The organism is Streptomyces sp. T12 (genome assembly GCF_028736035.1).
GTDB lineage: Bacteria > Actinomycetota > Actinomycetes > Streptomycetales > Streptomycetaceae > Streptomyces.
The window spans coordinates 2,446,874-2,473,007 of sequence record NZ_CP117866.1 but is presented as its reverse complement, the minus strand read 5'-3'; the positions used below and the strand labels follow the sequence as shown (position 1 = coordinate 2,473,007).

General features: G+C 69.6%; 22 protein-coding genes. 16 read left to right on the top strand and 6 right to left on the bottom strand.

All coding sequences use genetic code 11. From position 1 onward, the window contains the following. Positions 1 to 12 precede the first annotated feature (12 nt). Both PBV52_RS10990 and PBV52_RS10985 read right to left on the bottom strand, forming a co-directional pair. The gene (locus PBV52_RS10990; protein WP_274238126.1) at positions 13 to 669 is read right to left on the bottom strand and encodes an MBL fold metallo-hydrolase; all 657 of its coding nucleotides are present in this window, start codon (positions 667 to 669) and stop codon (positions 13 to 15) included. A gap of 45 nt (positions 670 to 714) precedes the next feature. Continuing rightward, a complete protein-coding gene (locus tag PBV52_RS10985) occupies positions 715 to 1,401 on the bottom strand; it encodes a maleylpyruvate isomerase family mycothiol-dependent enzyme (RefSeq protein ID WP_274238125.1) in 687 nt (228 codons plus the stop codon). A gap of 223 nt (positions 1,402 to 1,624) precedes the next feature. On the opposite strand from PBV52_RS10985, the gene uvrA reads away from it, so the two are divergent. Further along, positions 1,625 to 4,672: an excinuclease ABC subunit UvrA gene (gene uvrA, locus PBV52_RS10980; protein WP_274238124.1), complete on the top strand. Its 3,048-nt coding sequence runs from the start codon at positions 1,625 to 1,627 to the stop codon at positions 4,670 to 4,672. A gap of 152 nt (positions 4,673 to 4,824) precedes the next feature. Here the strand turns inward: uvrA and PBV52_RS10975 are convergent, their stop codons facing one another. The 4 genes from PBV52_RS10975 to PBV52_RS10960 form a co-directional block, all read right to left on the bottom strand. After that, entirely contained in the window at positions 4,825 to 5,736 is a 912-nt protein-coding gene (locus tag PBV52_RS10975; protein ID WP_274238123.1) for a carbohydrate kinase, read from the bottom strand. Further along, positions 5,733 to 6,917: a LacI family DNA-binding transcriptional regulator gene (locus PBV52_RS10970; RefSeq protein ID WP_274238122.1), complete on the bottom strand. Its 1,185-nt coding sequence runs from the start codon at positions 6,915 to 6,917 to the stop codon at positions 5,733 to 5,735. The genes PBV52_RS10975 and PBV52_RS10970 overlap by 4 nt, the downstream gene beginning before the upstream one ends. 385 nt (positions 6,918 to 7,302) lie before the next feature. Further along, complete coding sequence (locus PBV52_RS10965; RefSeq protein WP_274238121.1) at positions 7,303 to 8,253, bottom strand: hypothetical protein; 951 nt, start codon at positions 8,251 to 8,253, stop codon at positions 7,303 to 7,305. A 212-nt stretch (positions 8,254 to 8,465) separates the two neighbouring features. Beyond that, positions 8,466 to 8,672, bottom strand: a complete 207-nt coding sequence (locus tag PBV52_RS10960) for a hypothetical protein (RefSeq protein WP_274238120.1) — start codon at positions 8,670 to 8,672, stop codon at positions 8,466 to 8,468. A gap of 27 nt (positions 8,673 to 8,699) precedes the next feature. On the opposite strand from PBV52_RS10960, the gene PBV52_RS10955 reads away from it, so the two are divergent. The 15 genes from PBV52_RS10955 (at position 8,700) to PBV52_RS10885 (ending at position 26,103) form a co-directional block, all read left to right on the top strand. Then, positions 8,700 to 8,894, top strand: a complete 195-nt coding sequence (locus PBV52_RS10955) for a hypothetical protein (RefSeq protein WP_274238119.1) — start codon at positions 8,700 to 8,702, stop codon at positions 8,892 to 8,894. Between the two features lie 62 nt (positions 8,895 to 8,956). Continuing rightward, positions 8,957 to 9,199 (top strand): hypothetical protein, encoded by a 243-nt coding sequence (locus PBV52_RS10950; RefSeq protein ID WP_274238118.1) that lies wholly within the window; start codon positions 8,957 to 8,959, stop codon positions 9,197 to 9,199. Between the two features lie 192 nt (positions 9,200 to 9,391). Beyond that, a complete protein-coding gene (gene uvrC / locus PBV52_RS10945; RefSeq protein ID WP_274238117.1) occupies positions 9,392 to 11,512 on the top strand; it encodes an excinuclease ABC subunit UvrC in 2,121 nt (706 codons plus the stop codon). Next, on the top strand, positions 11,509 to 12,525 hold the full coding sequence (gene rapZ / locus PBV52_RS10940) for an RNase adapter RapZ (RefSeq protein ID WP_274238116.1): 1,017 nt from the start codon (positions 11,509 to 11,511) through the stop codon (positions 12,523 to 12,525). The genes uvrC and rapZ overlap by 4 nt, the downstream gene beginning before the upstream one ends. Continuing rightward, a complete protein-coding gene (gene yvcK / locus PBV52_RS10935) occupies positions 12,522 to 13,589 on the top strand; it encodes a uridine diphosphate-N-acetylglucosamine-binding protein YvcK (protein WP_274238115.1) in 1,068 nt (355 codons plus the stop codon). Before rapZ ends, yvcK begins: the two co-directional genes overlap by 4 nt. Further along, the gene (gene whiA, locus PBV52_RS10930) at positions 13,580 to 14,569 is read left to right on the top strand and encodes a DNA-binding protein WhiA (protein WP_031477421.1); all 990 of its coding nucleotides are present in this window, start codon (positions 13,580 to 13,582) and stop codon (positions 14,567 to 14,569) included. Before yvcK ends, whiA begins: the two co-directional genes overlap by 10 nt. A 151-nt stretch (positions 14,570 to 14,720) precedes the next feature. Then, positions 14,721 to 17,675 (top strand): M14 family metallopeptidase, encoded by a 2,955-nt coding sequence (locus PBV52_RS10925; RefSeq protein ID WP_274238114.1) that lies wholly within the window; start codon positions 14,721 to 14,723, stop codon positions 17,673 to 17,675. Positions 17,676 to 17,904: 229 nt separating this feature from the next. Continuing rightward, positions 17,905 to 18,915: a type I glyceraldehyde-3-phosphate dehydrogenase gene (gap, locus tag PBV52_RS10920; RefSeq protein ID WP_274238113.1), complete on the top strand. Its 1,011-nt coding sequence runs from the start codon at positions 17,905 to 17,907 to the stop codon at positions 18,913 to 18,915. Between the two features lie 144 nt (positions 18,916 to 19,059). Then, positions 19,060 to 20,271, top strand: coding sequence for a phosphoglycerate kinase (gene pgk, locus PBV52_RS10915; protein ID WP_274238112.1), 1,212 nt, complete (start codon positions 19,060 to 19,062; stop codon positions 20,269 to 20,271). A gap of 6 nt (positions 20,272 to 20,277) precedes the next feature. Continuing rightward, entirely contained in the window at positions 20,278 to 21,054 is a 777-nt protein-coding gene (gene tpiA, locus PBV52_RS10910) for a triose-phosphate isomerase (protein ID WP_274238111.1), read from the top strand. A gap of 122 nt (positions 21,055 to 21,176) precedes the next feature. After that, positions 21,177 to 21,413 carry a preprotein translocase subunit SecG gene (secG, locus tag PBV52_RS10905; RefSeq protein ID WP_274238110.1) on the top strand — a complete coding sequence of 79 codons (237 nt, stop codon included), beginning with the start codon at positions 21,177 to 21,179 and terminating at the stop codon, positions 21,411 to 21,413. Positions 21,414 to 21,614: 201 nt separating this feature from the next. After that, positions 21,615 to 21,950, top strand: a complete 336-nt coding sequence (locus PBV52_RS10900; RefSeq protein WP_003957010.1) for an RNA polymerase-binding protein RbpA — start codon at positions 21,615 to 21,617, stop codon at positions 21,948 to 21,950. A gap of 137 nt (positions 21,951 to 22,087) precedes the next feature. After that, entirely contained in the window at positions 22,088 to 23,374 is a 1,287-nt protein-coding gene (locus PBV52_RS10895; protein WP_274238109.1) for an MFS transporter, read from the top strand. 52 nt (positions 23,375 to 23,426) lie between these two features. After that, the gene (pgi, locus tag PBV52_RS10890; RefSeq protein ID WP_274238108.1) at positions 23,427 to 25,082 is read left to right on the top strand and encodes a glucose-6-phosphate isomerase; all 1,656 of its coding nucleotides are present in this window, start codon (positions 23,427 to 23,429) and stop codon (positions 25,080 to 25,082) included. 91 nt (positions 25,083 to 25,173) lie between these two features. Next, entirely contained in the window at positions 25,174 to 26,103 is a 930-nt protein-coding gene (locus PBV52_RS10885; protein WP_274238107.1) for a DUF3824 domain-containing protein, read from the top strand. Positions 26,104 to 26,134 lie beyond the last annotated feature (31 nt).

Sequence of the window (26,134 nt, the reverse complement as noted above, 5' to 3'; positions counted from 1 at the left end):
GCCCTCGCGCGCTCACCAGCCCCGCGCGTGCCACTCCGGCAGCTGCGGCCGTTCCGCGCCCAGCGTCGTGTCGTTGCCGTGCCCCGGGTAGACCCAGGTCTCGTCCGGCAGCACGTCGAAGATCTTCGTTTCGACATCGTGGATCAGACTGGCGAACGCCTTGGGATCCTTACGGGTGTTGCCCACGCCGCCCGGGAACAGGCAGTCCCCGGTGAACACATGGGGATGTCCGTGCGGGTCGTCGTAGACGAGGGCGATCGAACCCGGCGTGTGCCCGACCAGGTGGCGCGCGGTGAGCTCCACGTGCCCCACCCGGATGGTGTCGCCGTCGTCGACCAGGACGTCGGTCGGCACCGGGATGCCGTCGGCGTCGTCCCGGCCGGCGTACGTGCGCGCGCCGGTGGCCTCGACGACCGCGGCGAGCGCTTGCCAGTGGTCGCCGTGCTGGTGCGTGGTGACGACGGACGCGATGCCGTCGTCACCGATCATGCCGAGCAATGCGTCCGCGTCGTTGGCGGCGTCGATCAGCAGTTGCTCGTCCGTGGCCCGGCAGCGCAGCAGATAGGCGTTGTTGTTCATCGGGCCGACCGCGATCTTGGTGATCATCAGGTCCTTGAGCTCGTGCACGTCGGCGGGGCCACCGACCGTCACCTGTCCGCTGTACGTCATGGCGGCAGCCTATAGCGGGAGTGCGGTCCAGGGACGGTCCAGGAGCTACAGCGGGGGGAGCGACGGCAACGCGCCGCCCTCCAGGGTCAGCCCGGCCCCGTCGCGGCGCCCGGCGAGCCAGCCGAGCAGGTCGGGCGCCGGGCCCGTGACGGTGATCTCGGGCGTGCCCGCCTCCCGGCCCGTGCTCCACGCGCGCGTGCCGTCCGTGAGGCGGGTCGGCGGCACATCGGGGTGCCCGGAGAACCGCTCGGCGAGGAAGTCGATCTCCCGCTCCACGAACTCGGTCGGCAGATCCTCCAGCTCGTACCCGATCCCGAGATCCACGTGATGCAGCTCCACCTCGACCCAGCGCCGGAACGGCACCCGGGCCGCCGCGTCGATGACGCCGTTGCGCAGCTCCACGGTGCGCGACCAGTCCGCGGGTGCCGCCCCCGTCTCCTGGAAGCGGGCCGCGCTGTCGCGCACGTCGGTGAGCTGAGCGTCGAGGGGGCGCGGGGCGTCCCGCTCGATGTCGGCGTCCCGGGCCGTCGCCGAGACGTACATGGGGCGCCCTTCGAGGACGTTCACGAGGGCGTCGGCGTTGCGCGCGAGGTGCGCGAGAACGTGGCCGCGGCTCCAGCCGGGGAGCCGTGACGGCTCGGCCACCGACGCGTTGTCCAGCTTGGCCGCTGCGGTGAGCAGCCGTTCCGTCGCTTCACGTACAGACACCAGGTCACGAGCGTGATCAACCATGGTGCTGACACTAGCCCCGCCACACCTTTGGGTGAAGGTGGTGAACGAGTGCCGTAAATCGAATGCACGTGCTATAGGGTCGGTCTTGGCGTCGGGCATGCTGGATGGTCCGGGATTGTTGTCCCATTCGGGAATCCGACCGGCGTTGTCAGTGGCTCCCCCTAGTCTGAAAAGCACGGGGGCCTCGCCCCTGTCACTTCTCTCAAGAAAGGTGCGGACCGGCGTGGCCGACCGTCTCATCGTCCGTGGCGCGCGCGAGCACAACCTGAAGAATGTCTCGCTCGACCTGCCGCGCGACTCGCTCATCGTCTTCACGGGCCTGTCCGGGTCGGGCAAGTCCTCGCTGGCCTTCGACACCATCTTCGCCGAGGGGCAGCGGCGCTACGTGGAGTCGCTGTCGTCGTACGCCCGGCAGTTCCTCGGGCAGATGGACAAGCCGGACGTCGACTTCATCGAAGGTCTGTCCCCGGCGGTCTCCATCGACCAGAAGTCGACCTCGCGCAACCCGCGCTCGACGGTCGGCACCATCACCGAGGTCTACGACTACCTGCGTCTGCTCTTCGCGCGCATCGGCAAGCCGCACTGCCCCCAGTGCAGCCGCCCGATCTCGCGCCAGTCGCCGCAGGCCATCGTCGACAGGGTTCTGGAGCTGCCGGAGGGGAGCCGCTTCCAGGTGCTGTCGCCGCTGGTGCGCGAGCGCAAGGGCGAGTTCGTCGACCTCTTCGCCGATCTCCAGACCAAGGGCTACTCCCGCGCGCGTGTGGACGGCGAGACGATCCAGCTCTCCAACCCGCCGACGCTGAAGAAGCAGGAGAAGCACACCATCGAGGTGGTCGTCGACCGCCTCACGGTGAAGGACTCCGCCAAGCGCCGCCTCACCGACTCCGTGGAGACCGCCCTCGGCCTGTCCGGCGGCATGGTCGTGCTCGACTTCGTCGACCTCCCCGAGGACGACCCCGAGCGCGAGCGCATGTACTCGGAGCACCTGTACTGCCCGTACGACGACCTCTCCTTCGAGGAGCTGGAGCCGCGCTCCTTCTCCTTCAACTCGCCCTTCGGCGCCTGCCCCGAGTGCACCGGTATCGGTACGCGCATGGAGGTCGACCCCGAGCTGATCGTCCCGGACGAGGACAAGTCCCTCGACGAGGGCGCCATCCACCCCTGGTCGCACGGGCACACCAAGGACTACTTCGGCCGCCTGATCGGTGCCCTCGCCGACGCGCTCGGCTTCCGGACGGACATCCCCTTCGCGGGCCTGCCCCAGCGCGCCAAGAAGGCCCTCCTCCACGGGCACAAGACGCAGATCGAGGTCCGCTACCGAAACAGGTACGGCCGCGAGCGCGTGTACACCACGCCCTTCGAGGGTGCTGTCCCCTTCGTGAAGCGCCGGCACAGCGAGGCCGAGAGCGACGCCAGCCGTGAGCGTTTCGAGGGCTACATGCGCGAGGTGCCCTGCCCCACCTGTGAGGGCACGCGCCTGAAGCCGATCGTTCTCGCGGTCACGATCATGGAGAAGTCGATCGCCGAAGTCTCCGCGATGTCCATCAGCGACTGCGCGGACTTCCTGGGCAAGCTGAAGCTCAACGCCCGCGACAAGAAGATCGCCGAGCGCGTGCTGAAGGAGGTCAACGAGCGGCTGCGGTTCCTGGTCGACGTCGGCCTCGACTACCTCTCGCTCAACCGCGCGGCGGGCACGCTCTCCGGCGGCGAGGCCCAGCGCATCCGCCTGGCCACCCAGATCGGCTCCGGACTAGTCGGCGTCCTGTACGTCCTCGACGAGCCCTCCATCGGCCTGCACCAGCGGGACAACCACCGGCTGATCGAGACCCTGGTCCGGCTGCGCGACATGGGCAACACGCTCATCGTCGTCGAGCACGACGAGGACACCATCAAGGTCGCCGACTGGATCGTCGACATCGGTCCCGGCGCGGGCGAGCACGGCGGCAAGGTCGTGCACAGCGGCTCCCTGAAGGAACTGCTCGCCAACGCCGAGTCGCAGACCGGGCAGTACCTGTCCGGCAAGAGGTCCATCCCGCTGCCCGACATCCGCCGCCCGCAGGACCCGTCCCGCCGGCTCACGGTGCACGGCGCCCGCGAGAACAACCTCCAGGACATCGACGTGTCCTTCCCGCTGGGCGTGTTCACCGCGGTCACCGGCGTCTCCGGCTCCGGCAAGTCGACGCTGGTCAACGACATCCTGTACACGCATCTGGCCCGCGAGCTCAACGGCGCACGCAACGTCCCCGGGCGGCACACGCGCGTGGACGGTGACGACCTCGTCGACAAGGTCGTGCATGTCGACCAGTCGCCCATCGGCCGCACCCCGCGCTCGAACCCGGCGACGTACACCGGCGTCTTCGACCACATTCGCAAGCTGTTCGCCGAGACCACCGAGGCGAAGGTCCGCGGCTACATGCCGGGCCGCTTCTCCTTCAACGTCAAGGGCGGCCGCTGCGAGAACTGCGCGGGCGACGGCACGATCAAGATCGAGATGAACTTCCTCCCGGACGTCTATGTCCCGTGCGAGGTCTGCCACGGCGCCCGGTACAACCGGGAGACCCTGGAGGTCCACTACAAGGGCAAGTCCATCTCCGAGGTCCTGAACATGCCGATCGAGGAAGCCATGGACTTCTTCGAGGCCGTCCCGGCGATCAACCGCCACCTCAAGACGCTGAACGACGTCGGTCTCGGCTATGTCCGGCTCGGCCAGTCCGCGACCACCCTGTCCGGCGGTGAGGCGCAGCGGGTGAAACTCGCCAGCGAGCTGCAGAAGCGCTCCACGGGCCGTACGGTCTACGTCCTCGACGAGCCGACCACCGGTCTGCACTTCGAGGACATCAGCAAGCTGCTGAAGGTCCTGGCCGGCCTGGTCGACAAGGGCAACACGGTCATCGTCATCGAGCACAACCTCGACGTGATCAAGACCGCCGACTGGGTCGTGGACATGGGCCCCGAGGGCGGCGCCGGTGGTGGCCTCGTCATCGCCGAGGGCACGCCCGAGGAGGTCGCCGCGGTGCCCACCAGCCACACCGGCAAGTTCCTGCGCGAGATCCTCGGCGCCGACCGGATCAGCGACGCGGCCTCGGTGAAGGCCCCGCGCAAGGCGGCAGCCAAGAAGACGGTCGCGGCGGGCTCGACGGCGAAGAAGACGGCGACGGCCAGGACCACGAAGACGACCAAGGCCGCCAACAACACCGCCACGAAGAAGGCGGCCGGCGCCACGAGGAAGGCGGCACCCGCGAAGAAGACGACGCGGGCCCGCAAGGCCTGAGGCTCGCGAACAACGAGCCCGAACACATTCCGAAAGTGCGGCGCCCCGCGGGAACTCCCCGCGGGGCGCCGCGCGTTGCATGATCAGCCGCTCGATCCCCGCGGCTGTGACGAACCTTGACTCCTCAAGAGTGGAATGGCACGGAACGCCTCCTAGAAGTCCCCCAGTTCAGAGGCGTACGGCGGCTCGGCGCCCGCCCGGGAGCAGGTGATCGCGGCAGCCCGCGCCGCGAACCGCAACAGCCGTGTCCAGCCGTCGGCGCCCAGTCCCAGGAGCGCCTCGGCGGACAGGGCGTCCTGGGCGGCCAGGCCGTGCAACAGGGCCGCGTTCACGGTGTCGCCCGCACCGATCGTGTCCACGACGTCGACCTCCTCGCCCGCTACGGCGTGCACCGCGCCGTCCCGCGTGAAGGCGGTCAGCCCGTCACCGCCCTGAGTGATCACCACGGCCGCCGGTCCCGCGGCCAGCCACTCGCGCGGCGTGCCGCCCAGCCAGAGCGCGTCCTCCTCGGAGAGCTTGAGCAGCGACACCGACGGCAGCCAGCTCTTGAATCGGGCCCGGTAACCGTCCGGGTCCGGGATCAGTCCGGCCCGGACGTTGGGGTCGAGCGCGGTGAACACCCCTTGCGCGGCCGCGCTCCGCATCAGCTCCTCATAGGCGCTCGCCCCCGGCTCCAGGACGAGCGAGCAGGTACCGAAGGACACCGCGCGGGTCGCCGCGGGCAGCTCCGGGGGTGCCGTGAAGAGCCGGTCGGCGGTGCCCTCGACGTAGAAGGAGTAGGCGGCCGAGCCCTTCGCGTCGATGGTGGCGACCGCGAGGGTGGTCGGCTCCATACCGCGCTGCACGGCCGATACGTCGACCCCGGCCTCCCGCAGCCCGTCGAGCAGGGCGTCACCGAAGGCGTCGTAGGAGGTGCGGGAGCAGAAGGCGGTGGGGGAGCCGAGGCGACCGAGGGCCACGGCGGTGTTGTAGGGCCCGCCGCCGAGCGCCGGCTGCAGGCCCGCCAGGGCGCCCGTGCCCTGCGGTACCAGGTCGATCAGGGCCTCACCGGCGACGACGATCACGAGATGGTTCCTTTCACGGACGTCAGGGGTTGTTCGGGGCTGCCGGATGGCGGGGGCTTGGCGGTGCCCTCGGGTTCCCCGGGCCTGGCGGGTATTTCGCGCACCTCGGGTGTCTCGGGTTTCGCCGCTGTCCTGGATGTTCTGGATGTCGCGGAATCCCGAGGCTGTTCGGCACAGCCGCACGATGTGCGATGCACGAAGGTGCAGGGGAGACGCACCGTCTGGGCAGCTCGGTCCGGCGAGGCGAGCCGGTCCAGCAGCACGCGGACCGCGTGGGCGCCGATGTCCCTGCTGGGCTGGGCTATCGCGGTGAGCCGGGGTGAGAACAGGTCGGCCCAGGCGAAGTCGTCGAAGCAGCACAGCGCGATGTCGTCGGGCACGGACAGACCGCGGTCGCGCAGGGCGCGCAGGGCACCGATCGTCATCGCGTTGTTGGCGGTGACGAGTGCGGTCGGCGGCGAGGCGAGCGACAGCAGTGCGGCGGTGGCCTGTTCGGCGCCGGCCGACTCGGAGTCGCCGTGCATGACGAGGTGTTCGTCGAAGGCGAGCCCGGCGGCCGCCAGGCCGTCCCGGTATCCGGTGAGCCGCTCGCTGGTGGTGCTGAGTCCGGGCAGGCCGGCGACCAGGGCGATCCGCCGGTGGCCGAGGTCGGCAAGATGAGTGACGAGCCGGGCCACGGGTTCGGCGCTGTCGGCGCAGACCTGGTCGAAGTGCGGAGAGCCGTCGGTCGTGGTGTCGACCACGCGGTCGAGGAGGACGGTCGGCACGTTGTGGCGCCCGAGGTAGGCGATGAGCTCGCGCGGGTCCGCGGAGGGCGTGACGATCATGCCGTCCACGCGGCGCTCGTGCAGGAGCTGGACGACCTTGCGTTCATGCTCCGGATCGTCGTGCGGGTCGGCGATGAGCAGGCTGTAGCCGTGTTCCAGAGCAGCGGCCTCGACGCCCTGGAGTATCTCCGTGAAGTACGGGTTGCTGATCGCCGACACCGCGAGCCCTATGGACCGGGTGCGGGAAGTCACCAGGGAACGGGCGAGGGTGTTGGGCGTGTAGCCGAGCTCGTCCATGGCGTCCAGCACCGCCTGGCGGGTGTGGGGCAGCACCGGCCGGGTGCCGTTCAGCACATGCGAGACGGTCGCCACGGACACGCCGGCGCTCCGCGCGACGTCGGCCATGGTTGCCATCGAGATCCCCTCCCGGTTCTGTCTGTGCCGCGGGCCCCTCCCCGGGCCGCCGCGGGTCTTCTGGGCGGGAAGGTATCCCATTCGGGGCCGGACGTAAACGCTTGCGCAATCGTTTACGTCTCCCTCCAGGCCCTGCCGAGGGGAATGTCGGCCGTCCCGGGATCAGAAGCTGGTGGTCGTCCGGACCGATGAGAAACGTGGTGGTCAGCGAGCCCGGCCGGTTCCTGAATGAGAGCGTTGGCCTGGCTTGTTTCAGAATGCAGTGGTCAATCCGGAACGGTTCCAGAATGTGGGGGTTGGACCGGCCGGTTCAGGACGTGGCGGTCGGCCCGGCCGGATCAGAACGCGGCGGTCTGCCGAGCCTGGGACGGATCGGAGCGGCGGCTCACTCCCACTCCCACCCGATGCCCACGATCCCGGTCCGCACTCGCGGCTCGACAAGGTGGACGGAACGGTGCAGCCCGCTGAAGGCCAGTCCCTGACGGCCGCTGCGGGGCGCTGCCGCCGAGTGCTGGGCGAACCGGTGACAGCGGACCGGGAGGGCGTTCTCGGCGAAGCGGACCTGCAGGGCGTACTGGCCGCCCGCGAGAGGGAAACCGCGGGCGTACTCGCGGGACACGTCGGCCGTGCCGTCCTCGACGCCGTAGCGGAAGAGGTAGGTGTCACCGGCCCGTAGACGGGTACCGAAGAGCAGCTCGGCCACGAGGACACCGGTGTCGTGGTGCCAACGGACCCGTCCCGTGCGGCAGTTCTCCAGCGCGTGCACCGCGATGCGCTCCGGCGTGCATCCCGGGTCGCCGTGGTGGACGGCGACGAAGCGGTCCACGCCGTCCTTGTGGGCGCGCACGATGTGGTGCGACTCGCGCCCCGCCAGCTCGCGGCGCGGCCCGATCAGCACCCGCTCGTGGTGGGCGAGGGTGTGCAGGCCGCCGTCGACCGGACAGTCCAGCTCGGCCAGCAGCTGTTCCAGGACGCCCGAGGCCTCCACCAGGGAGCGGTACGAGCGGGCCGCGGGCCGTTGGAGGGCGGAGTGGTCGTCTGCTTCGGCGAGCAGCCTGATCAGGGACTCCTCCGGCAACTGGAGGATCTCCTCCAGTGCCCGTACCGCACGCAGTGACTCGGGGCGCTGTGGCCGCCGGGCGCCCTGCTGCCAGTAGCTCAGGCTGGTGACGCCGACCTTCACACCGCGACGGGACAGATGATGCTGCACGCGCTGCAGCGGCAGTCCCCGGGCGGCTATCGCGGCGCGCAGGGCGAGGTGGAATGGGCCCCCTCGCAGGGCCGTGTCCAGTTCCGCGGTGGCAGGGGTGTCCGCGTGCTGTGTGGCGTGCGGCATGCAGGGGCCTTTCTGTGGTTGTTCACAACGGGTGGTCAGACCGTTCGCGCGGCTGCTCGGGGCCACCCCGTCGGCAGGCGGCAGGGGTCTTCACATCCGTGCGCCGTCGTTCACGGCCCCGAGTTCCCCCGCATTGAAGCGTGTTGACCAAGTCCCGACAACACCTGATGCCCAACAGTGGGCAATCCTGGCCGAGTCGCGATGCGTTCGCCTCAAGTCGCCGTGCACGTCCCGGTGTTGCCCAGCACTACGCCGACGGCGTGCGCGGACAGAGCCGATTTGTGCAGGAAACCGCGGGCCGGACTGGTGGCGACGAGTTCTTGGAAGTCCTCCAGGGAGCGTGTGGAGATCGGGGCGATCACGCAGGAGACGCCGATGCCGCCCGACCACGCCACGAAGCGCCCCAAGGCGGCCCGCACGATCCACGAGCGCCACCCAACGCCGGCATGGGCCGCCGCCTGTGCGTCACCGAGGGCACCGTCGAGAAGTACGCCCGCAGCATCCTGGGCAAACTCCGACTCCCGGAGGGCGGCGACGACGATGCCGGGCCCGTGACGGCCGACGAGGCGGTCCGTTTGCTGCGGGACCGGATCTCCGGTGTCCGGCTCGAACCGCGGACAGGCCCGCGGCGGGCAGGGTGAAGCCGAGGTCACGCCACTCGTCGGTGAGGTGGCTGACCAGTTCTTCGGGGCGTCGTCCGGCGGTGCTGGGCAGCACCGAGCGCGCCATGGCGATGCTGCTGGACGACGAGCACGACGAGCACGACGAGCACGACGAGCACGACGAGCACGACGAGCACGACGAGCACGACGAGCACGACGAGGACGACGAGGACGACGAGCACGACGAGGACGACGAGGACGACGAGGACGACGAGGACGACCCCGGCGCGCCCGCCGCTGACCCCGGGACCGAGGGGCAGAGCGCGGGGGCTATGTGCTCATGAACGGGCAGTGTGACGGGTACCCGGACGCGGACACGGTGCCGCTCGCGGCGCCGCTGCGGACCGCCCGCCACGTGCTGGAATCCGGGGCACCGCCGCCCGACGTGGCCCGGGTCGTGGACCGCTGGACCCGGACGCTCCGGCGTTGTCCACAGCCCCGCCGGACTGTCAGCGCTCGCCAGTAGGGTGTGAGACATGGCCGATCCCTCCAGCTACCGCCCCAAGCCGGGACAGATCCCGGACTCTCCCGGGGTGTACAGGTTCCGTGACGAGCACCGCCGGGTGATCTACGTCGGAAAGGCGAAGAGCCTGCGCCAGCGCCTGGCGAACTACTTCCAGGACCTGGCGGGCCTGCACCCGCGCACCCGCACGATGGTCACCACGGCCGCGTCCGTGGAGTGGACCGTGGTGTCCACAGAGGTCGAGGCCCTGCAGCTGGAGTACTCCTGGATCAAGGAGTTCGACCCCCGGTTCAACGTCAAGTACCGCGACGACAAGAGCTACCCGTATCTCGCGGTGACGATGAACGAGGAGTACCCGCGTGTGCAGGTGATGCGCGGTCACAAGAAGAAGGGCGTCAGGTATTTCGGGCCGTACGCGCACGCGTGGGCGATCCGTGACACCGTCGACCTCCTCCTGCGCGTCTTCCCGGTGCGCACCTGCTCGGCCGGCGTCTTCAAGAACGCCCGCCGCACCGGCCGCCCCTGCCTGCTCGGCTACATCGGCAAGTGCTCCGCCCCCTGCGTGGACCGCGTCTCCGCCGAGGAGCACCGTGAACTGGCCGACGAGTTCTGCGACTTCATGACCGGCCGCACGGGCACGTATCTGCGCCGCCTAGAGAGGCAGATGATGGAAGCGGCCGACGAGATGGAGTACGAGCGGGCCGCCCGCCTGCGCGACGACATCGAGGCCCTGAAGAAGGCCATGGAGAAGAACGCGGTCGTGCTCGCCGACGCGACCGACGCCGACCTCATCGCGGTCGCGGAGGACGAGCTGGAGGCGGCCGTGCAGATCTTCCACGTCCGCGGCGGCCGGGTGCGCGGCCAGCGCGGCTGGGTCACCGACAAGGTCGAGGAGATCACCACCGGAGCCCTCGTCGAGCACGCCCTCCAGCAGCTCTACGGCGAGGAGACCGGGGACGCGGTGCCCAAGGAGGTCCTGGTCCCGGCCCTGCCCGACCCCGTGGAGCCCGTGCAGGAGTGGCTGTCGGGGCGCCGCGGCGCCAACGTCTCGCTGCGCATCCCCCAGCGCGGCGACAAGCGCGCCCTCATGGAGACCGTCGAGCGCAACGCCCAGCAGGCGCTCGTCCTGCACAAGACCAAGCGCGCCTCCGACCTGACCACGCGCTCGCGTGCCCTGGAGGAGATCGCCGACGCCCTCGACCTGGACAGCGCCCCGCTCAGGATCGAGTGCTACGACATCTCGCACCTCCAGGGCGACGACGTCGTGGCCTCCATGGTCGTCTTCGAGGACGGGCTGCAGCGCAAGAGCGAGTACCGCCGCTTCCAGATCAAGGGCTTCGAGGGCCAGGACGACGTCCGCTCCATGCACGAGGTGATCACCCGCCGCTTCAAGCGCTACCTCGCCGAGAAGGAGAAGACGGGCGAGTGGGCCGACGGCGAGAACACCCTCGGTGACACCTCGCCCGGTCCCCTCACCGACGCCGAGTCCGACCCGCTCACCGACGCCTCCTCCGTCCCCCTCGCCAACGGCCTCAAGGACGACGACGGCCGCCCCAAGCGCTTCGCCTACCCGCCGCAGCTCGTCGTCGTCGACGGCGGGCAGCCGCAGGTCGCGGCCGCCCAGCGGGCCCTGGACGACCTAGGTATCGACGACATCGCCGTCTGCGGCCTCGCCAAGCGCCTGGAGGAGGTCTGGCTGCCCGGCGAGGACGACCCGGTCGTCCTGCCCCGCACCAGCGAGGGCCTCTATCTGCTCCAGCGCGTCCGGGACGAGGCCCACCGCTTCGCGATCACCTACCAGCGCACCAAGCGCGCCAAGCGTTTCCGGTCGAGCCCGTTGGACGACGTCCCCGGCCTCGGTGAGACTCGCAAGCAGGCGCTGATCAAGCACTTCGGTTCGGTGAAGAAGCTGCGATCCGCGACAATCGACCAGATCTGTGAGGTTCCAGGTATAGGTCGCAAGACGGCCGAGACGATCGCCGTGGCTCTCGCCCAGGCCGCCCCGGCCGCACCCGCCGTGAACACGGCGACTGGAGAGATCATGGAAGACGAGGAATCCGATACGACGGCGGAGACCTCGGGGGAGCCCGTGTCCGCGGGTGCCCCGGACGAACGACGGGGGCAGGAGAGATGAGCGAGCACGACACACAGCCCACAGGTGAGCGAGATCAAGAAGCTCAGGAAACCCACAACAAGACCGGCGAGGATCTCACCCAGCAGGACGCACCCCAGGAAGACGGAGCACAGGTGAGTACGGGCATCGAGACAGCCGGGGTCCCCGAAGCGGTCATCCCCGAGCTGGTGATCATCTCCGGCATGTCCGGGGCCGGCCGCTCTACGGCCGCCAAGTGTCTGGAGGACCTCGGCTGGTTCGTCGTCGACAACCTTCCGCCCGCGCTGATCCCCACCATGGTGGAGCTCGGCGCCCGCTCCCAGGGCAATGTGGCGCGGATCGCGGTGGTCGTCGACGTCCGTGGCCGACGCTTCTTCGACAACCTCCGCGAGTCCCTCGCCGAACTCGACACCCGGGGCGTCACACGCCGGATTGCCTTCCTGGAGTCCTCCGACGACGCCCTGGTGCGCCGCTTCGAGTCGGTGCGCCGCCCGCACCCCCTCCAGGGCGACGGCCGCATCGTCGACGGCATCGCCGCCGAGCGCCAGCTGCTGCGCGAGCTGCGCGGCGACGCCGACCTGGTGATCGACACCTCCAGCCTCAACGTGCACGAGCTGCGGGCCAAGATGGACGCCCAGTTCGCCGGCGAGGAGGAGCCCGAGCTGCGGGCGACGGTCATGTCCTTCGGCTTCAAGTACGGCCTCCCGGTCGACGCCGACCTGGTCGTGGACATGCGCTTCCTGCCCAACCCGCACTGGGTCCCGGAGCTGCGCCCCTTCACCGGCCTCAACGAGGAGGTGTCGGCGTACGTCTTCAACCAGCCCGGCGCGAAGGAGTTCATCGACCGCTACTCCGAGCTGCTCCAGCTCATCGCGGCCGGATACCGCCGGGAGGGCAAGCGGTACGTGACGATCGCGGTCGGCTGCACCGGCGGCAAGCACCGCTCGGTCGCCACATCCGAGAAGCTCGCAGCACGCCTTGCCTCCCAGGGCGTGGAGACGGTGGTCGTACACCGGGACATGGGACGGGAATGACGGGACGTACTCCGCGGCTGAGCAGGTTGCGCCGGGCGGTGCCCGAGTCGCGGGCCGGGCGGCCCGCCGAGGCCCGCGGTGCCAGGCCGCGCCGCCGCGGCGCCCAGCCCAAGGTCGTCGCCCTCGGTGGCGGCATGGGCCTGTCCGCCTCGCTCGCCGCGCTGCGCCGGATCACCGGCGACCTCACCGCCGTCGTCACCGTGGCCGACGACGGTGGCTCCAGCGGGCGCCTGCGCGACGAGCTGGGTGTGCTGCCGCCCGGCGACCTGCGCAAGGCGCTGGCCGCGCTGTGCGGCGACGACGACTGGGGCCAGACCTGGGCCCGCGTCATCCAGCACCGCTTCCACTCCAAGGGCGACCTGCACGACCACGCGGTCGGCAATCTGCTGATCGTCGCCCTGTGGGAGCAGCTCGGCGACCACGTCCAGGCCCTCGACCTGGTCGGCAAGCTGCTCGGCGCGCACGGGCGCGTGCTGCCCATGTCCGCCGTACCGCTGGAACTGCAGGCCCTGGTCAAGGGCCACGACCCGGACCTGCCCGAGGCCGTCGACACCGTCCGCGGGCAGGCCAACGTCGCCCTCACCCCCGGCGAGGTGCAGTCGGTGCACGTCGTGCCGCACGACCCGCCCGCCGTTCCGGAGGCCGTCGCCGCAGTCCGGGACGCGGACTGGGTGGTGCTCGGCCCGGGCTCCTGGTTCTCCTCGGTCATCCCGCATCTGCTCGTGCCGGAACTCCTGGACGCCCTCACTGAGACGAAGGCGCGCCGGGTACTCTCCCTGAACCTCGCCCCGCAGCCGGGAGAAACCGAAGGCTTCTCCCCGCAGCGTCATTTGGAGGTTTTGGGACGACACGCCCCTAAACTCGCCCTGGACGTGGTGCTGGCCGACGAGGCCGCCGTGCCCGACCGGGATGTGCTCACCGAGGCCGCCAAGCGGCTCGGTGCTGCGGTCGAGCTGGCCCCGGTGGCCCGGACGGACGGGACGCCCCGGCACGACCCGGAGCTCCTCGCCGCCGCGTACGACCGTATTTTTCGGATGCATGGAAGGATCGGCCCATGGCGATGACGGCAGCGGTGAAGGATGAGATCTCCCGGCTCCCCGTCACCCGGACCTGTTGCAGGAAGGCGGAGGTCTCCGCCATTCTGCGGTTCGCCGGCGGCCTCCACCTGGTCAGCGGACGCATCGTGATCGAGGCGGAGCTGGACACCGCGATGGCGGCCCGTCGGCTCAAGCGGGACATCCTGGAGATCTTCGGCCACAGCTCCGAGCTGATCGTGATGGCGCCGGGCGGGCTGCGCCGCGGTTCGCGCTACGTCGTGCGCGTGGTCGCGGGCGGTGACCAGCTGGCCCGCCAGACCGGCCTGGTCGACGGGCGGGGCCGCCCGATCCGTGGCCTGCCCCCGCAGGTGGTCTCCGGGGCGACCTGCGACGCCGAGGCCGCCTGGCGCGGCGCCTTCCTGGCGCACGGCTCGCTCACCGAGCCCGGCCGCTCGTCCTCCCTGGAGGTGACCTGCCCGGGCCCCGAGGCCGCGCTCGCGCTGGTCGGCGCGGCCCGCCGGCTGTCGATCGCCGCCAAGGCCCGCGAGGTGCGCGGCGTGGACCGCGTGGTCGTCCGGGACGGCGACGCGATCGGCGCCCTGCTGACCCGGCTCGGGGCGCACGAGTCCGTGCTGGCCTGGGAGGAGCGCCGGATGCGCCGCGAGGTGCGTGCCACGGCGAACCGCCTCGCCAACTTCGACGACGCCAACCTCCGCCGCTCCGCGCGCGCGGCCGTCGCCGCCGGCGCCCGGGTCCAGCGCGCCCTGGAGATCCTCGCCGACGAGGTCCCCGAGCACCTCGCCGCCGCCGGACGCCTGCGCATGGAGCACAAGCAGGCCTCCCTCGAAGAGCTGGGCGCGCTCGCCGACCCGCCGCTGACCAAGGACGCCGTCGCCGGCCGTATCCGCCGCCTGCTGGCCATGGCCGACAAGCGGGCCCAGGACCTCGGCATTCCTGGCACGGAGGCCAACCTCTCCGAGGAGCTGGCGGACAACCTCGCGGGCTGACGTGAAAGATCGTCAACCTGCCGGTGCCGACGTCCACTTGGGACGTCGGCACCGGTATTTGTCAGTCTTTGCGGCACTCTTGACTGGACCGTGAAGTGGCATGAGCCTGGCAGTCATTCGTCACTGTGGCGAATCACTGCTAGGGGGGTTCATGAGACCCAGAGCGAGATCGATCCTCGCTGCCGGTGCGCTCCTGATAGGCGGAGCGAGCATCGCACCCATCGCCCAGGCACAACCGGGAAGTTCACAAGAAACCGACCCGAACGAAGTCAAGGTCTTCCGCGCCGAGGTCACCAAGAAGCAGGTACCCCTGCTGCTGGCGGCCGGCCAGGACGGCCACGAACTCAGTGAGCAGGCGCCCGAGAAGGGCACCGCCACCGTCGAGGTCTACCTCACCGACGACCAGGCCAAGAAGCTGGAGAAGAAGGGTGTCGAGCTCACCGAGCACGACCTCTCCGCCAAGGCCGAGGCTCGCACCGAGAAAGCCGCCGAGGGCGTGTACCGCCCGTACAGCGGAAGCGGGGGGCTCAAGGAGGAGATCGTCCGGACCGGGCAGGAGAACCCCGGCCTCACCAAGGTCGTCTCCATCGGCAAGACGATCAACGGCCAGGACATCCTGGCGCTCAAGCTCACCAAGAACGCCAAGAAGACGAAAGACGGCGCCAAGCCCTCCGTCCTCTACGTCTCCAACCAGCACGCGCGCGAGTGGATCACGCCGGAGATGACCCGGCGCCTGATGCACTACTACCTGGACAACTACAAGACGGACAAACGCGTCAAGAAGATCGTCGACTCGACCGAGCTGTGGTTCGTCCCCTCGGCCAACCCCGACGGCTACGACTACACCTTCCAGGGCTCCAGCACCCGCCTGTGGCGCAAGAACCTGCGCGACATCAACGGCGATGGTGCCATCAGCACCGGCGACGGCGTCGACCTCAACCGCAACTTCACCTACAAGTGGGGCTACGACGACGAGGGTTCCTCCCCCAACCCCACCAGCGAGACCTACCGCGGCGCGTCCCCGGCCTCCGAGCCCGAGACCAAGGCGCTGGACGCCTTCGAGCGACGTATCGGCTTCGACTACGGCATCAACTACCACTCCGCGGCCGAGCTCATCCTCTACGGCGTCGGCTGGCAGGTCGCCACCGACACCCCGGACGACGTCCTCTACAAGTCGCTCGCCGGCACGCCGGACAACCCCGCGGTCCCCGGCTACCACCCGCAGGTCTCCTCGGAGCTGTACACGACGAACGGCGAGGCCGACGGCCACGCCTCGAACGTCAACGGCATAGCGATGTTCACGCCCGAGATGTCGACCTGCCAGACCGCGTCGAACATCGACCCGAACGACCAGTGGAACGCGCGGGACTGCCAGTCGGTCTTCAACTTCCCGGACGACGAGAAGCTGATCCAGCAGGAGTTCGCCAAGAACGTCCCGTTCGCGCTCTCCGTCGCCGAGTCCGCCGTGCGCCCCGACCAGCCGGCCTCGTCGGTCGGTCTGAAAGCCGCCGACTTCACGCCGGCGCCGTTCACCACGTCGTACTCCCGCGGCGCCGACCAGGAGGTCTCCGTCGTCGTACGGAAGTCCGTGCGCGACAAGGAGCTCAAGTACCGCGTCAACGGCGGCCGTACGCAGGACATGGCGCTGCGGCCCTGGAAGGGCGGTGAGACGTACGGCGGTGACGACAACCTCTACTTCGACGAGTACCGGGCCAAGGTCGCGGACGGCGACCGGGGCGACAAGGTCGAGGTGTGGTTCACCGGCGAGACGAAGAGCGGAAAGCCCACCTCCAGCGAGCACTTCACGTACACGGTCGCCGAACGGCCGCGCGCGGACGTCCTCGTGGTCGCCGAGGAAGGCGCGACCGCCACGCACGCGCAGAAGTACGTCGACGCGCTCAAGGCCAACGGCCACAGGGCGATCGTCTGGGACGTCGCCGCTCAGGGCGCGCCCGACGCGCTCGGCGTGCTGAGCCACTTCGACACCGCGGTCCACTACACCGGCGCGAACGTCCCGGGCAAGGCCACCCAGCTCCAGCTGCGCGCCTACCTCAACGAGGGCGGCAAGCTGATGGAGGCGGGCGAGCAGGCCGGCGGCAACGTCGACCTCGGCGGCGGCACCCTGTCCGACGACTTCAGCCAGTACTACCTGGGCGCCTACTCCCGTACGTCGCTCCCCGGGGCCACCGGCTTCACCGGCTCCGGCAAGCTCGGCGGCTTCACCGGAGCGCTCGGCGACGCCACCGGCAACCTGCTCGACAAGGCCGGGACCTACAGCGTCACCTCGGACGAGCTCCCTGCCGCCACGCACCCGCAGTTCGCCAGCGCGGGCGCCGGCCAGTTCGCCGGGACCGTCAACCCGTACGGGCCGTACGCGGGTTCCTCCATGGCGGCCGCCGTGCACACCGACGACGCCTACAAGCGGCTGACCAGGACCGTCGACCTCACCGGGGTGAGCGCGGCGCAGAAGCCGAGCCTGCGCACCCAGTTGCTGTGGGACGTCGAGCCCGGCTACGACAACGTCCTGGTCGAGGCCCACACCACGGGGGCCCAGGACTGGACGACACTCCCCGAGGCGGGCGGTGCCACCAGCACCACCGTGCCGGCGGACTGCGAGGCCGGGTTCTACGTGGGCGAGCACCCCTGGCTGGCCCACTACCTCACCGTGGCCACCAGCGGCTGCACCGCGAGCGGCAGCAGCGGCCAGTGGAACGCGCTCACCGGCGCCTCCGAGGGCTGGAAGCAGGTCGAGTTCGACCTGAGCGCGTACGCCGGAAAGTCGGTCGAGGTCTCGATCGGCTACGTCACCGACCCGAGCACGGGAGGCCACGGCGTCCTCGCCGACGAGGCCTCGCTCGTCGTCGGCGGCACGGCCACCCAGACCGAGGGCTTCGAGACGTCGCTCGGTTCTTGGAGCGTGACCGGACCGCCCGCGGGCAGTCCGGCCGTCCTCAAGGACTGGGCGCGCACCGGAGCGCTGTTCCAGACCTATGGAGCGGTCACCACGGACGACACGGTGCTGCTGGGCTTCGGCCTGGAACACGTCACCGCGGCGGCCGACCGTACGGCGCTCATCGGAAGGGCCCTCGACTCACTTGACGAGTGACACGCCGAGGTCAACCGTGCACGACGCACGGTGACCAAAACGAGTGATCCGGGCTTCAGGCCGGGGCGGTCCGTACCCCTACTGGCGGGTACGGACCGCCGTGCCGTGTATGGGGCATCTGGATGTCACCACGGCGGCTTCAGAGAGGTAGGGTCGTAGGCGGTCGGGGACATCCCAAATAGAGCTCGCCGGCACCGCATAGCCGGCGTACCAACGAGGAGATCGGTTCGTGACGATCCGCGTAGGCATCAACGGCTTCGGTCGTATCGGTCGCAACTACTTCCGCGCGCTGCTGGAGCAGGGTGCTGACATCGAGATCGTGGCTGTCAACGACCTGGGTGACACCGCGACCACCGCCCACCTGCTGAAGTACGACACCATCCTGGGCCGCCTCAAGCAGGAGGTCACCCACACCGCCGACACGATCACCGTCGACGGCCACACCATCAAGGTGCTGTCCGAGCGCAACCCCGCCGACATCCCGTGGGGCGAGCTGGGCGTCGACATCGTCATCGAGTCGACGGGCATCTTCACGAAGAAGGCCGACGCCGCGAAGCACCTCGCCGGCGGCGCCAAGAAGGTCCTCATCTCGGCTCCGGCCAAGGACGAGGACATCACCATCGTGATGGGTGTCAACCAGGACAAGTACGACCCGGCGAACCACCACGTCATCTCGAACGCCTCCTGCACCACCAACTGCGTGGCGCCGATGGCCAAGGTCCTCGACGAGAACTTCGGCATCGTCAAGGGCCTGATGACGACGGTCCACGCGTACACCAACGACCAGCGCATCCTGGACTTCCCGCACTCGGACCTGCGTCGTGCCCGCGCCGCCGCCGAGAACATCATCCCGACCACCACCGGCGCCGCCAAGGCGACCGCCCTGGTCCTGCCGCAGCTCAAGGGCAAGCTGGACGGCATCGCGATGCGCGTCCCGGTCCCGACCGGTTCGGCCACCGACCTGGTCGTGCAGCTGCAGCGCGAGGTCACCAAGGACGAGGTCAACGCCGCGTTCAAGAAGGCGTCCGAGGACGGCGACCTGGCGGGCTACCTGTCGTACACCGAGGACCCGATCGTCTCCTCGGACATCGTCAGCGACCCGGCCTCCTGCACCTTCGACTCCTCCCTGACCATGGTCCAGGAGGGCAACTCGGTGAAGATCCTCGGCTGGTACGACAACGAGTGGGGCTACTCCAACCGCCTCGTCGACCTCACGGTCTTCGTCGGCAACCAGCTCTGATATCCAGAGCAGGCACATTGATGTGAGAGCAGGGCTCGGGCGGCGCAGGGACGCGTCGCCCGAGCCCTGACTCACGTGCAGATCAGACCTGTTGGATCACGAGCGTTTCCGAGCGATCACGAGCCCTTCTCAGGAGCCCCCTTCATGAAGACGATCGACGAACTTCTCTCCGAAGGCGTCGCCGGCAAGCGGGTCTTCGTCCGCGCCGACCTGAACGTGCCGCTGGACGGCACCACGATCACCGACGACGGCCGTATCCGCGCCGTACTGCCCACCGTCAAGGCGCTGGCCGAGGCGGGCGCCCGCGTGGTCGTCGCCTCCCACCTGGGCCGCCCCAAGGGCGCCCCGGACCCCGCCTTCTCCCTGGCACCGGCCGCCGCGCGGCTCGGTGAACTCCTCGGCGCCGACGTGGCGTTCGCGACCGACACGGTCGGCGAGTCCGCCCAGGCCACGGTCGCGGGCCTCACCGACGGCCAGGTCGCGGTCGTCGAGAACCTCCGCTTCAACGCCGGCGAGACCAGCAAGGACGACGCCGAGCGTGGCGCCTTCGCCGACCAGCTGGCCGCCCTCGCCGACGTCTACGTCAGTGACGGCTTCGGCGCCGTGCACCGCAAGCACGCCTCGGTGTACGACCTTCCGGCCCGCCTGCCGCACTACGCCGGCCACCTCATCGCCACCGAGGTCGGCGTCCTGAAGAAGCTCACCGAGGACGTCAAGCGGCCCTACGTCGTCGCGCTCGGCGGCGCCAAGGTCTCCGACAAGCTCGCCGTCATCGACCAGCTGCTCGCCAAGGCCGACCGGCTGCTCATCGGCGGCGGCATGGCGTACACCTTCCTCAAGGCCAAGGGCTACGAGGTCGGCATCTCCCTCCTCCAGGCGGACCAGATCCCGGCCGTCACCGAGTACATGGAGCGCGCCGAGAAGAACGGCGTCGAGATCGTCCTGCCGGTCGACGTCCTGGTCTCCACCGAGTTCCCGGACCTGAAGACCAAGGCCCCGGCCAACCCCACGACCGTCGCCGCGGACGCCATCCCGGCCGACCAGGAGGGCCTGGACATCGGTCCGGAGACCCGCAAGCTGTACGCCTCGAAGCTCGCCGACGCCGCCACCGTCTTCTGGAACGGCCCCATGGGCGTCTTCGAGCACCCCGACTACGCCGAGGGCACCAAGGCGGTCGCCCAGGCCCTCGTCGACTCCAAGGGCTTCACCGTGGTCGGCGGTGGCGACTCCGCCGCGGCCGTCCGCACCCTGGGCTTCGACGAGAACGCATTCGGCCACATCTCGACCGGTGGCGGCGCCTCCCTCGAATACCTCGAGGGCAAGACGCTCCCCGGCCTCGCCGCACTGGAGGACTGACTCTCTATGAGCACGCGCACGCCGCTGATGGCGGGCAACTGGAAGATGAACCTCAACCACCTCGAGGCCATCGCGCACGTCCAGAAGCTCGCCTTCGCCCTCGCGGACAAGGACTACGAGGCCGTCGAGGTCGCCGTCCTGCCGCCCTTCACCGACCTGCGCTCCGTGCAGACCCTGGTCGACGGCGACAAGCTGAAGATCAAGTACGGCGCCCAGGACATCTCGGCCCAGGACTCCGGCGCCTACACCGGCGAGATCTCCGGCTCGATGCTGGCCAAGCTGAAGTGCACCTACGTGGCGATCGGCCACTCCGAGCGCCGCCAGTACCACGCCGAGACCGACGAGATCGTCAACGCCAAGGTCAAGGCCGCCTACAAGCACGGCCTCACCCCGATCATGTGCGTCGGCGAGGAGCTGGACGTCCGCGAGGCCGGCAACGCCGTCCCGCACACGCTCGCCCAGGTCGAAGGCGGTCTGAAGGACCTCCCGGCCGAGCAGGCCGAGACCATCGTGATCGCCTACGAGCCCGTCTGGGCCATCGGCACCGGCAAGGTCTGCGGCGCCGAGGACGCCCAGGAGGTCTGCGCCGCCATCCGCGGCAAGCTCGCCGAGCTGTACTCGCAGGAGCTGGCCGACAAGGTCCGCATCCAGTACGGCGGCTCCGTGAAGTCCGGCAACGTCGCCGAGATCATGGCCCAGGCCGACATCGACGGCGCCCTGGTCGGCGGTGCCTCGCTGGACGCCGACGAGTTCGTCAAGATCGTGCGGTTCCGCGACCAGTGAGTATGCGGTAACGGCGATTCGTCGTACCCTTGCGGGGGTCGGGGCTTGGAATGTGAGCATGAGGCTCACAAAAAGGGCTTCGACCCCCGTCGTCATCCGAATCCGAGGAAGTTGGTCCAGCCGTGGTTTTGGGGTTCTCGATCGCCCTGATCGTCTTCAGCCTGCTGATGATGCTGCTGGTGCTGATGCACAAGGGCAAGGGCGGCGGCCTCTCCGACATGTTCGGTGGCGGCATGCAGTCGTCCGTCGGCGGCTCCTCGGTCGCCGAGCGCAACCTCGACCGGATCACCATCGTGGTCGGTCTGCTGTGGTTCGCGTGCATTGTCGTGCTCGGCATCCTGATGAAGGTGAACAACTGACCGGCACGCACATTCCGCACGTAAGGCCCCATGTCCGGTACGCGCAGCTGAGCGCGGCCTATCATGGGGCTTGCGTCTTGGTGTGGGGGCTATGTAACTCCAATCACTGGACGCGCGTTGGGCCTTACGTAGACTGAGGCGCTCGCAGCGAAGCGAAACGCCGACTCGCTTTGCGGCACCATCACGCAGGGAGTTACGACCGTGGCAAGTGGCAACGCGATCCGAGGAAGCCGGGTCGGGGCGGGGCCGATGGGCGAGGCCGAGCGGGGCGAGTCCGCGCCCCGGCTGCGCATCTCCTTCTGGTGCTCCAACGGGCATGAGACGCAGCCCAGCTTCGCCAGCGACGCGCAGGTTCCCGACACCTGGGACTGCCCGCGCTGCGGCTTTCCCGCCGGACAGGACCGGGACAATCCGCCGGACCCGCCGCGCACCGAGCCCTACAAGACGCACCTGGCGTATGTACGGGAACGGCGCAGCGACGCGGACGGCGAGGCGATCCTCGCCGAGGCGCTCGCCAAACTGCGCGGCGAGATCTAGGAGTTGAGGACCGGCCAGGTGCCTGTGGGTGCCTGGCCGGACCTGTTGGACGCACCGGTTCGCCGGTGGTCGACTCCTGCTCCGAGGCCGATTGTCAGTGGTGCCCTCTACGGTTTGTGTATCGATCTTCTGCATCGATGGACCGAGGGGGAGTTGTGGCGACGGCTGAGACCGGGGGAGTGCGTGCGCCTGCGTGGCGCGGGGGGTTCGGACGGCTGTGGAGCGCCGCCGTGCTCTCCAGCTTCGGTGATTCCCTGCGTACGGCCGCCCTGCCGCTCCTTGCCGTGACGCTGACGGACCGGCCGCTGCTGATCGCCGCGGTCACCGCCTGTGGCTATCTGCCGTGGATCGTCTTCGGGCTGCTCGGCGGCGCCGTCGCCGACCGGGTGGACCAGCGGCGCGCGATGTGGACGGTGGATGCGTTACGAGCCCTGCTGGTCGGCGCGTTCGCGGTGGCCGTGGCGCTCGGGCACGCCTCGATCGGACTGCTCATCGCACTGGCCTTCACCCTGACCGCACTCCAGACGCTGTTCGACAACGCCGCGACGGCCCTGCTCCCCTCGCTGGTGGACCATGACGCCCTCGGCAGCGCGAACGCCCGCCTGATGACCGGCCAGCGCATCGCCGGCGGACTGGTGGGCGGGCCGGTCGTGCCGGTACTGCTGGCAGTGGGAGCCGCCGTTCCCTTCGCGGCCGACGCCGGTACCTACCTGGTGGCGGCCGCCCTGGTGGCCTCGCTGCGGATCGAGGCGCCCGAACGAAAGCCGGCACCGGCGGGCAGCACCCTGCGCCGGGAGATCGGGGAGGGACTGCGCACCCTGTGGCGCGACCGGGACCTGCGGGGCCTGTGCGCCGCCACCGCGCTGTGCAACATCGGCATGGGCGCCCAGCTCGCCACCCTGGTCGTCCTGGTGACCGGGTGGCTGGACGCCGGTTCTGTGGGGTACGCGGCGGCGGGCGCCGCGTTCACCGTCGGAGGTCTGGCCGGGGGAGTGATGAACGGCCGGATCGTGCAGCGGCTGGGCACGATCCGGGCCGTGCTGCTCGCCGGTGCGGTGCAGACCGCGACCCTCGTGGTCATGGGCACCGTGCGCAGTCTGGCGGTGCTGGTGGCCGCCCTGGTCGTCTTCGGGCTCATGGGCATGGTGTGGAACGTCAACACGACGACGCTCATGCAGCAGCGCAGCCCTGGTGAGCTGCTGGGCCGGGTGGCCTCGGCCTTCCGGACCCTGGCCTTCGCCGGGGTGCCACTCGGCGCCCTGCTGGGCGGTGCCGTCGCCACCGCCTGGGGCCTCAACACGCCGCCCCTGCTCACGGCCGGCTTCTTCGTGCTCGCCCTCACCGCGCTGATACCTGTGCGCAAGCCGGACGTACCTGTTGTTGCGTCGGACGACGACGCCACGACGGCTCACGCCCCGCGCTGATCAACTAGGTTGGAACAGCTGGGACAGGCACGAAAGAAGGCTGAAGTCGGACATGAACGCAGACGGCCGTACCAGGCTCAACCAGACGCCCGAGTGGACCGCGCTGGCCAAGCACCGTGAGGAGCTCGGCGAGGTGCAGCTGCGGGAGCTGTTCGCCGCTGATCCGAGGCGCGGTGCGGGGTACACGCTGCAGGTCGGTGACCTGCACATCGACTACTCCAAGCACCTCGTCACCGACGAGACCCTGCGCCTGCTGCGCGAGCTGGCCGTCGCGACGGACGTGTTCGGGCTGCGGGACGCCATGTTCCGAGGCGAGAAGATCAACACCACCGAGGACCGCGCCGTCCTGCACACCGCGCTGCGCGCGCCGCGTGACGCGGTGATCGAGGTCGACGGGGAGAACGTCGTCCCGGGTGTGCACGCCGTCCTGGACAAGATGGCCGCCTTCGCCGAGCGGGTCCGCTCCGGCGCCTGGACCGGGCACACCGGCAGGCGCATCAAGAACGTCGTCAACATCGGTATCGGCGGCTCCGATCTCGGCCCGGCGATGGCGTACGAGGTACTGCGCAGCTACACCGACCGCGGCCTCACGGTCCGCTTCGTGTCGAACGTCGACGGCGCCGACCTGCACGAGGCGACCCGCGACCTGGACGCGGCCGAGACGCTGTTCATCATCGCGTCCAAGACGTTCACCACGATCGAGACGATCACCAACGCCACCTCGGCCCGCAACTGGCTGCTGGGTGAGCTGAAGGCGGGACAGGAAGCTGTCGCCAAGCACTTCGTCGCACTGTCGACGAATGCCGAGAAGGTCGCCGGCTTCGGCATCGACACGGTCAACATGTTCGAGTTCTGGGACTGGGTGGGCGGGCGCTACTCGTACGACTCGGCCATCGGGCTCTCGCTGATGGTCGCCATCGGCCCGGACCGGTTCCGCGAGATGCTCGACGGATTCCGGATCGTCGACGAGCACTTCCGCACCGCGCCCGCCGAGTCCAACGTGCCGCTGCTGCTCGGCCTGTTGGGCATCTGGTACGGCAACTTCCACGACGCCCAGTCGCACGCCGTGCTGCCGTACAGCCACTACCTGTCCAAGTTCACGGCGTATCTGCAGCAGCTGGACATGGAGTCCAACGGCAAGTACGTCGGCCGGGACGGGCGGGAGGTCGACTGGCAGACCGGGCCGGTCGTGTGGGGCACGCCGGGCACCAACGGGCAGCACGCGTACTACCAGCTGATCCACCAGGGCACCAAGCTGATCCCGGCGGACTTCATCGGCTTCGCCGAGCCGGTCGCCGAGATGAGCGACGAACTCAAGGCGCAGCACGACCTGTTGATGGCGAACTTCTTCGCGCAGACGCAGGCGCTGGCGTTCGGCAAGACGCCGGACGAGGTGCGTGCGGAAGGGGTGCCGGAGGTGCTGGTGACTCACAAGACGTTCAAGGGCAACCACCCGACGACCACGGTACTCGCGCGCGAGCTGACCCCGTCCGTGCTCGGTCAGCTGATCGCCCTGTACGAGCACAAGGTGTTCGTACAGGGCGCGGTGTGGAACATCGACTCCTTCGACCAGTGGGGCGTCGAACTCGGCAAGGTCCTCGCCAAGCGGGTCGAGCCCGCGCTGACCGAAGGCGCCGAGGTACCGGGGCTGGACGCGTCGACGCAGGCGCTCGTCGCCAAGTACCGGGAGCTGCGCGGCCGGCAGTGATCACGGATACGGAAAGCGGGCGGCGCGCGGTCGTCCGCTTCCCGTAGACTCCCTCGGCGATCATGAGCGCGATCACTCGGGGGAGTGCAAGTTGACGAATCCATACGGGAGTTGGACCGGCGGCACGCTGACCGCCCGTTCGTTCCTGAAGCCCCATCACGTGGCGCGGGCGGTGTTCCACCCGACCTGGATCCCGGACTCACTGGATCCGTCGGTGGACGCGCTCAAGAAGGCGCGTGTCATCGCCGGTGCGGTGGCGGCGTTCGGGGTCTACACCTTCGTCGAGGGCGGGTTCGCCTTCGACGAGATGCTGGACAACGCGGCGACCGCGTGTGTCGTCCTGCTGTTCATCACACCGCTCACGGTCGGCGTGATGCTCCACATCTGGCGGCGTTCCGGCGCGGGCACGGTGGGGCAGCTACGGGAGCCGCTGGTCAGGTCGCTGAAGTTGCTGCTGCTGTTCATCGGCTCGGCGCTCGGGACGGTGGCGATCTTCCAGTTGGGCGGCTCCCTAGGAGTTCTCGGGAGCCTGTTGTTCAGCGTCGTCGGGCTCTGGATGGGCTTCTTCGTGATCGCCGGTGCCTACCGGATCTCGGGGAACTTCTTCGGCACCGCTGCCGTGCACCGCTGTCTGCCGCCGCTGCTCGCCGCGGTGACGACCTGGCTCATGGCCATCCCCGATCTCTTCACGGGGGACCTGCACGGCCTCGGCCTCGTGATGGGCGTCGTCTTCATCCTGGGCGCGCCCGTGACGGTCACGGGCATCGCCCTGCTGGAGATGGGCCGGCTCCGGACCCGGTACGGCATCCGGCTGGCGGCCCACCCGGCCACCCTGCCGACACCGACACCGACCCCGCCGCCACCGCCGTACGCACCGAACGGCTTCGTACCGCCGCAGGGCAACCCTTACGCGCCGCCCCCGCAGGGCAACCCCTACGCACCGGGGCCGCAGCCGGCGTACAACCCGTCGCCCCCGTACAACCCACAGCGGCCCCACGGCCCCGGCCCCTACGGCGGCTGACCCCGGGATCAGGAACCCGTCGGCCCCGCCG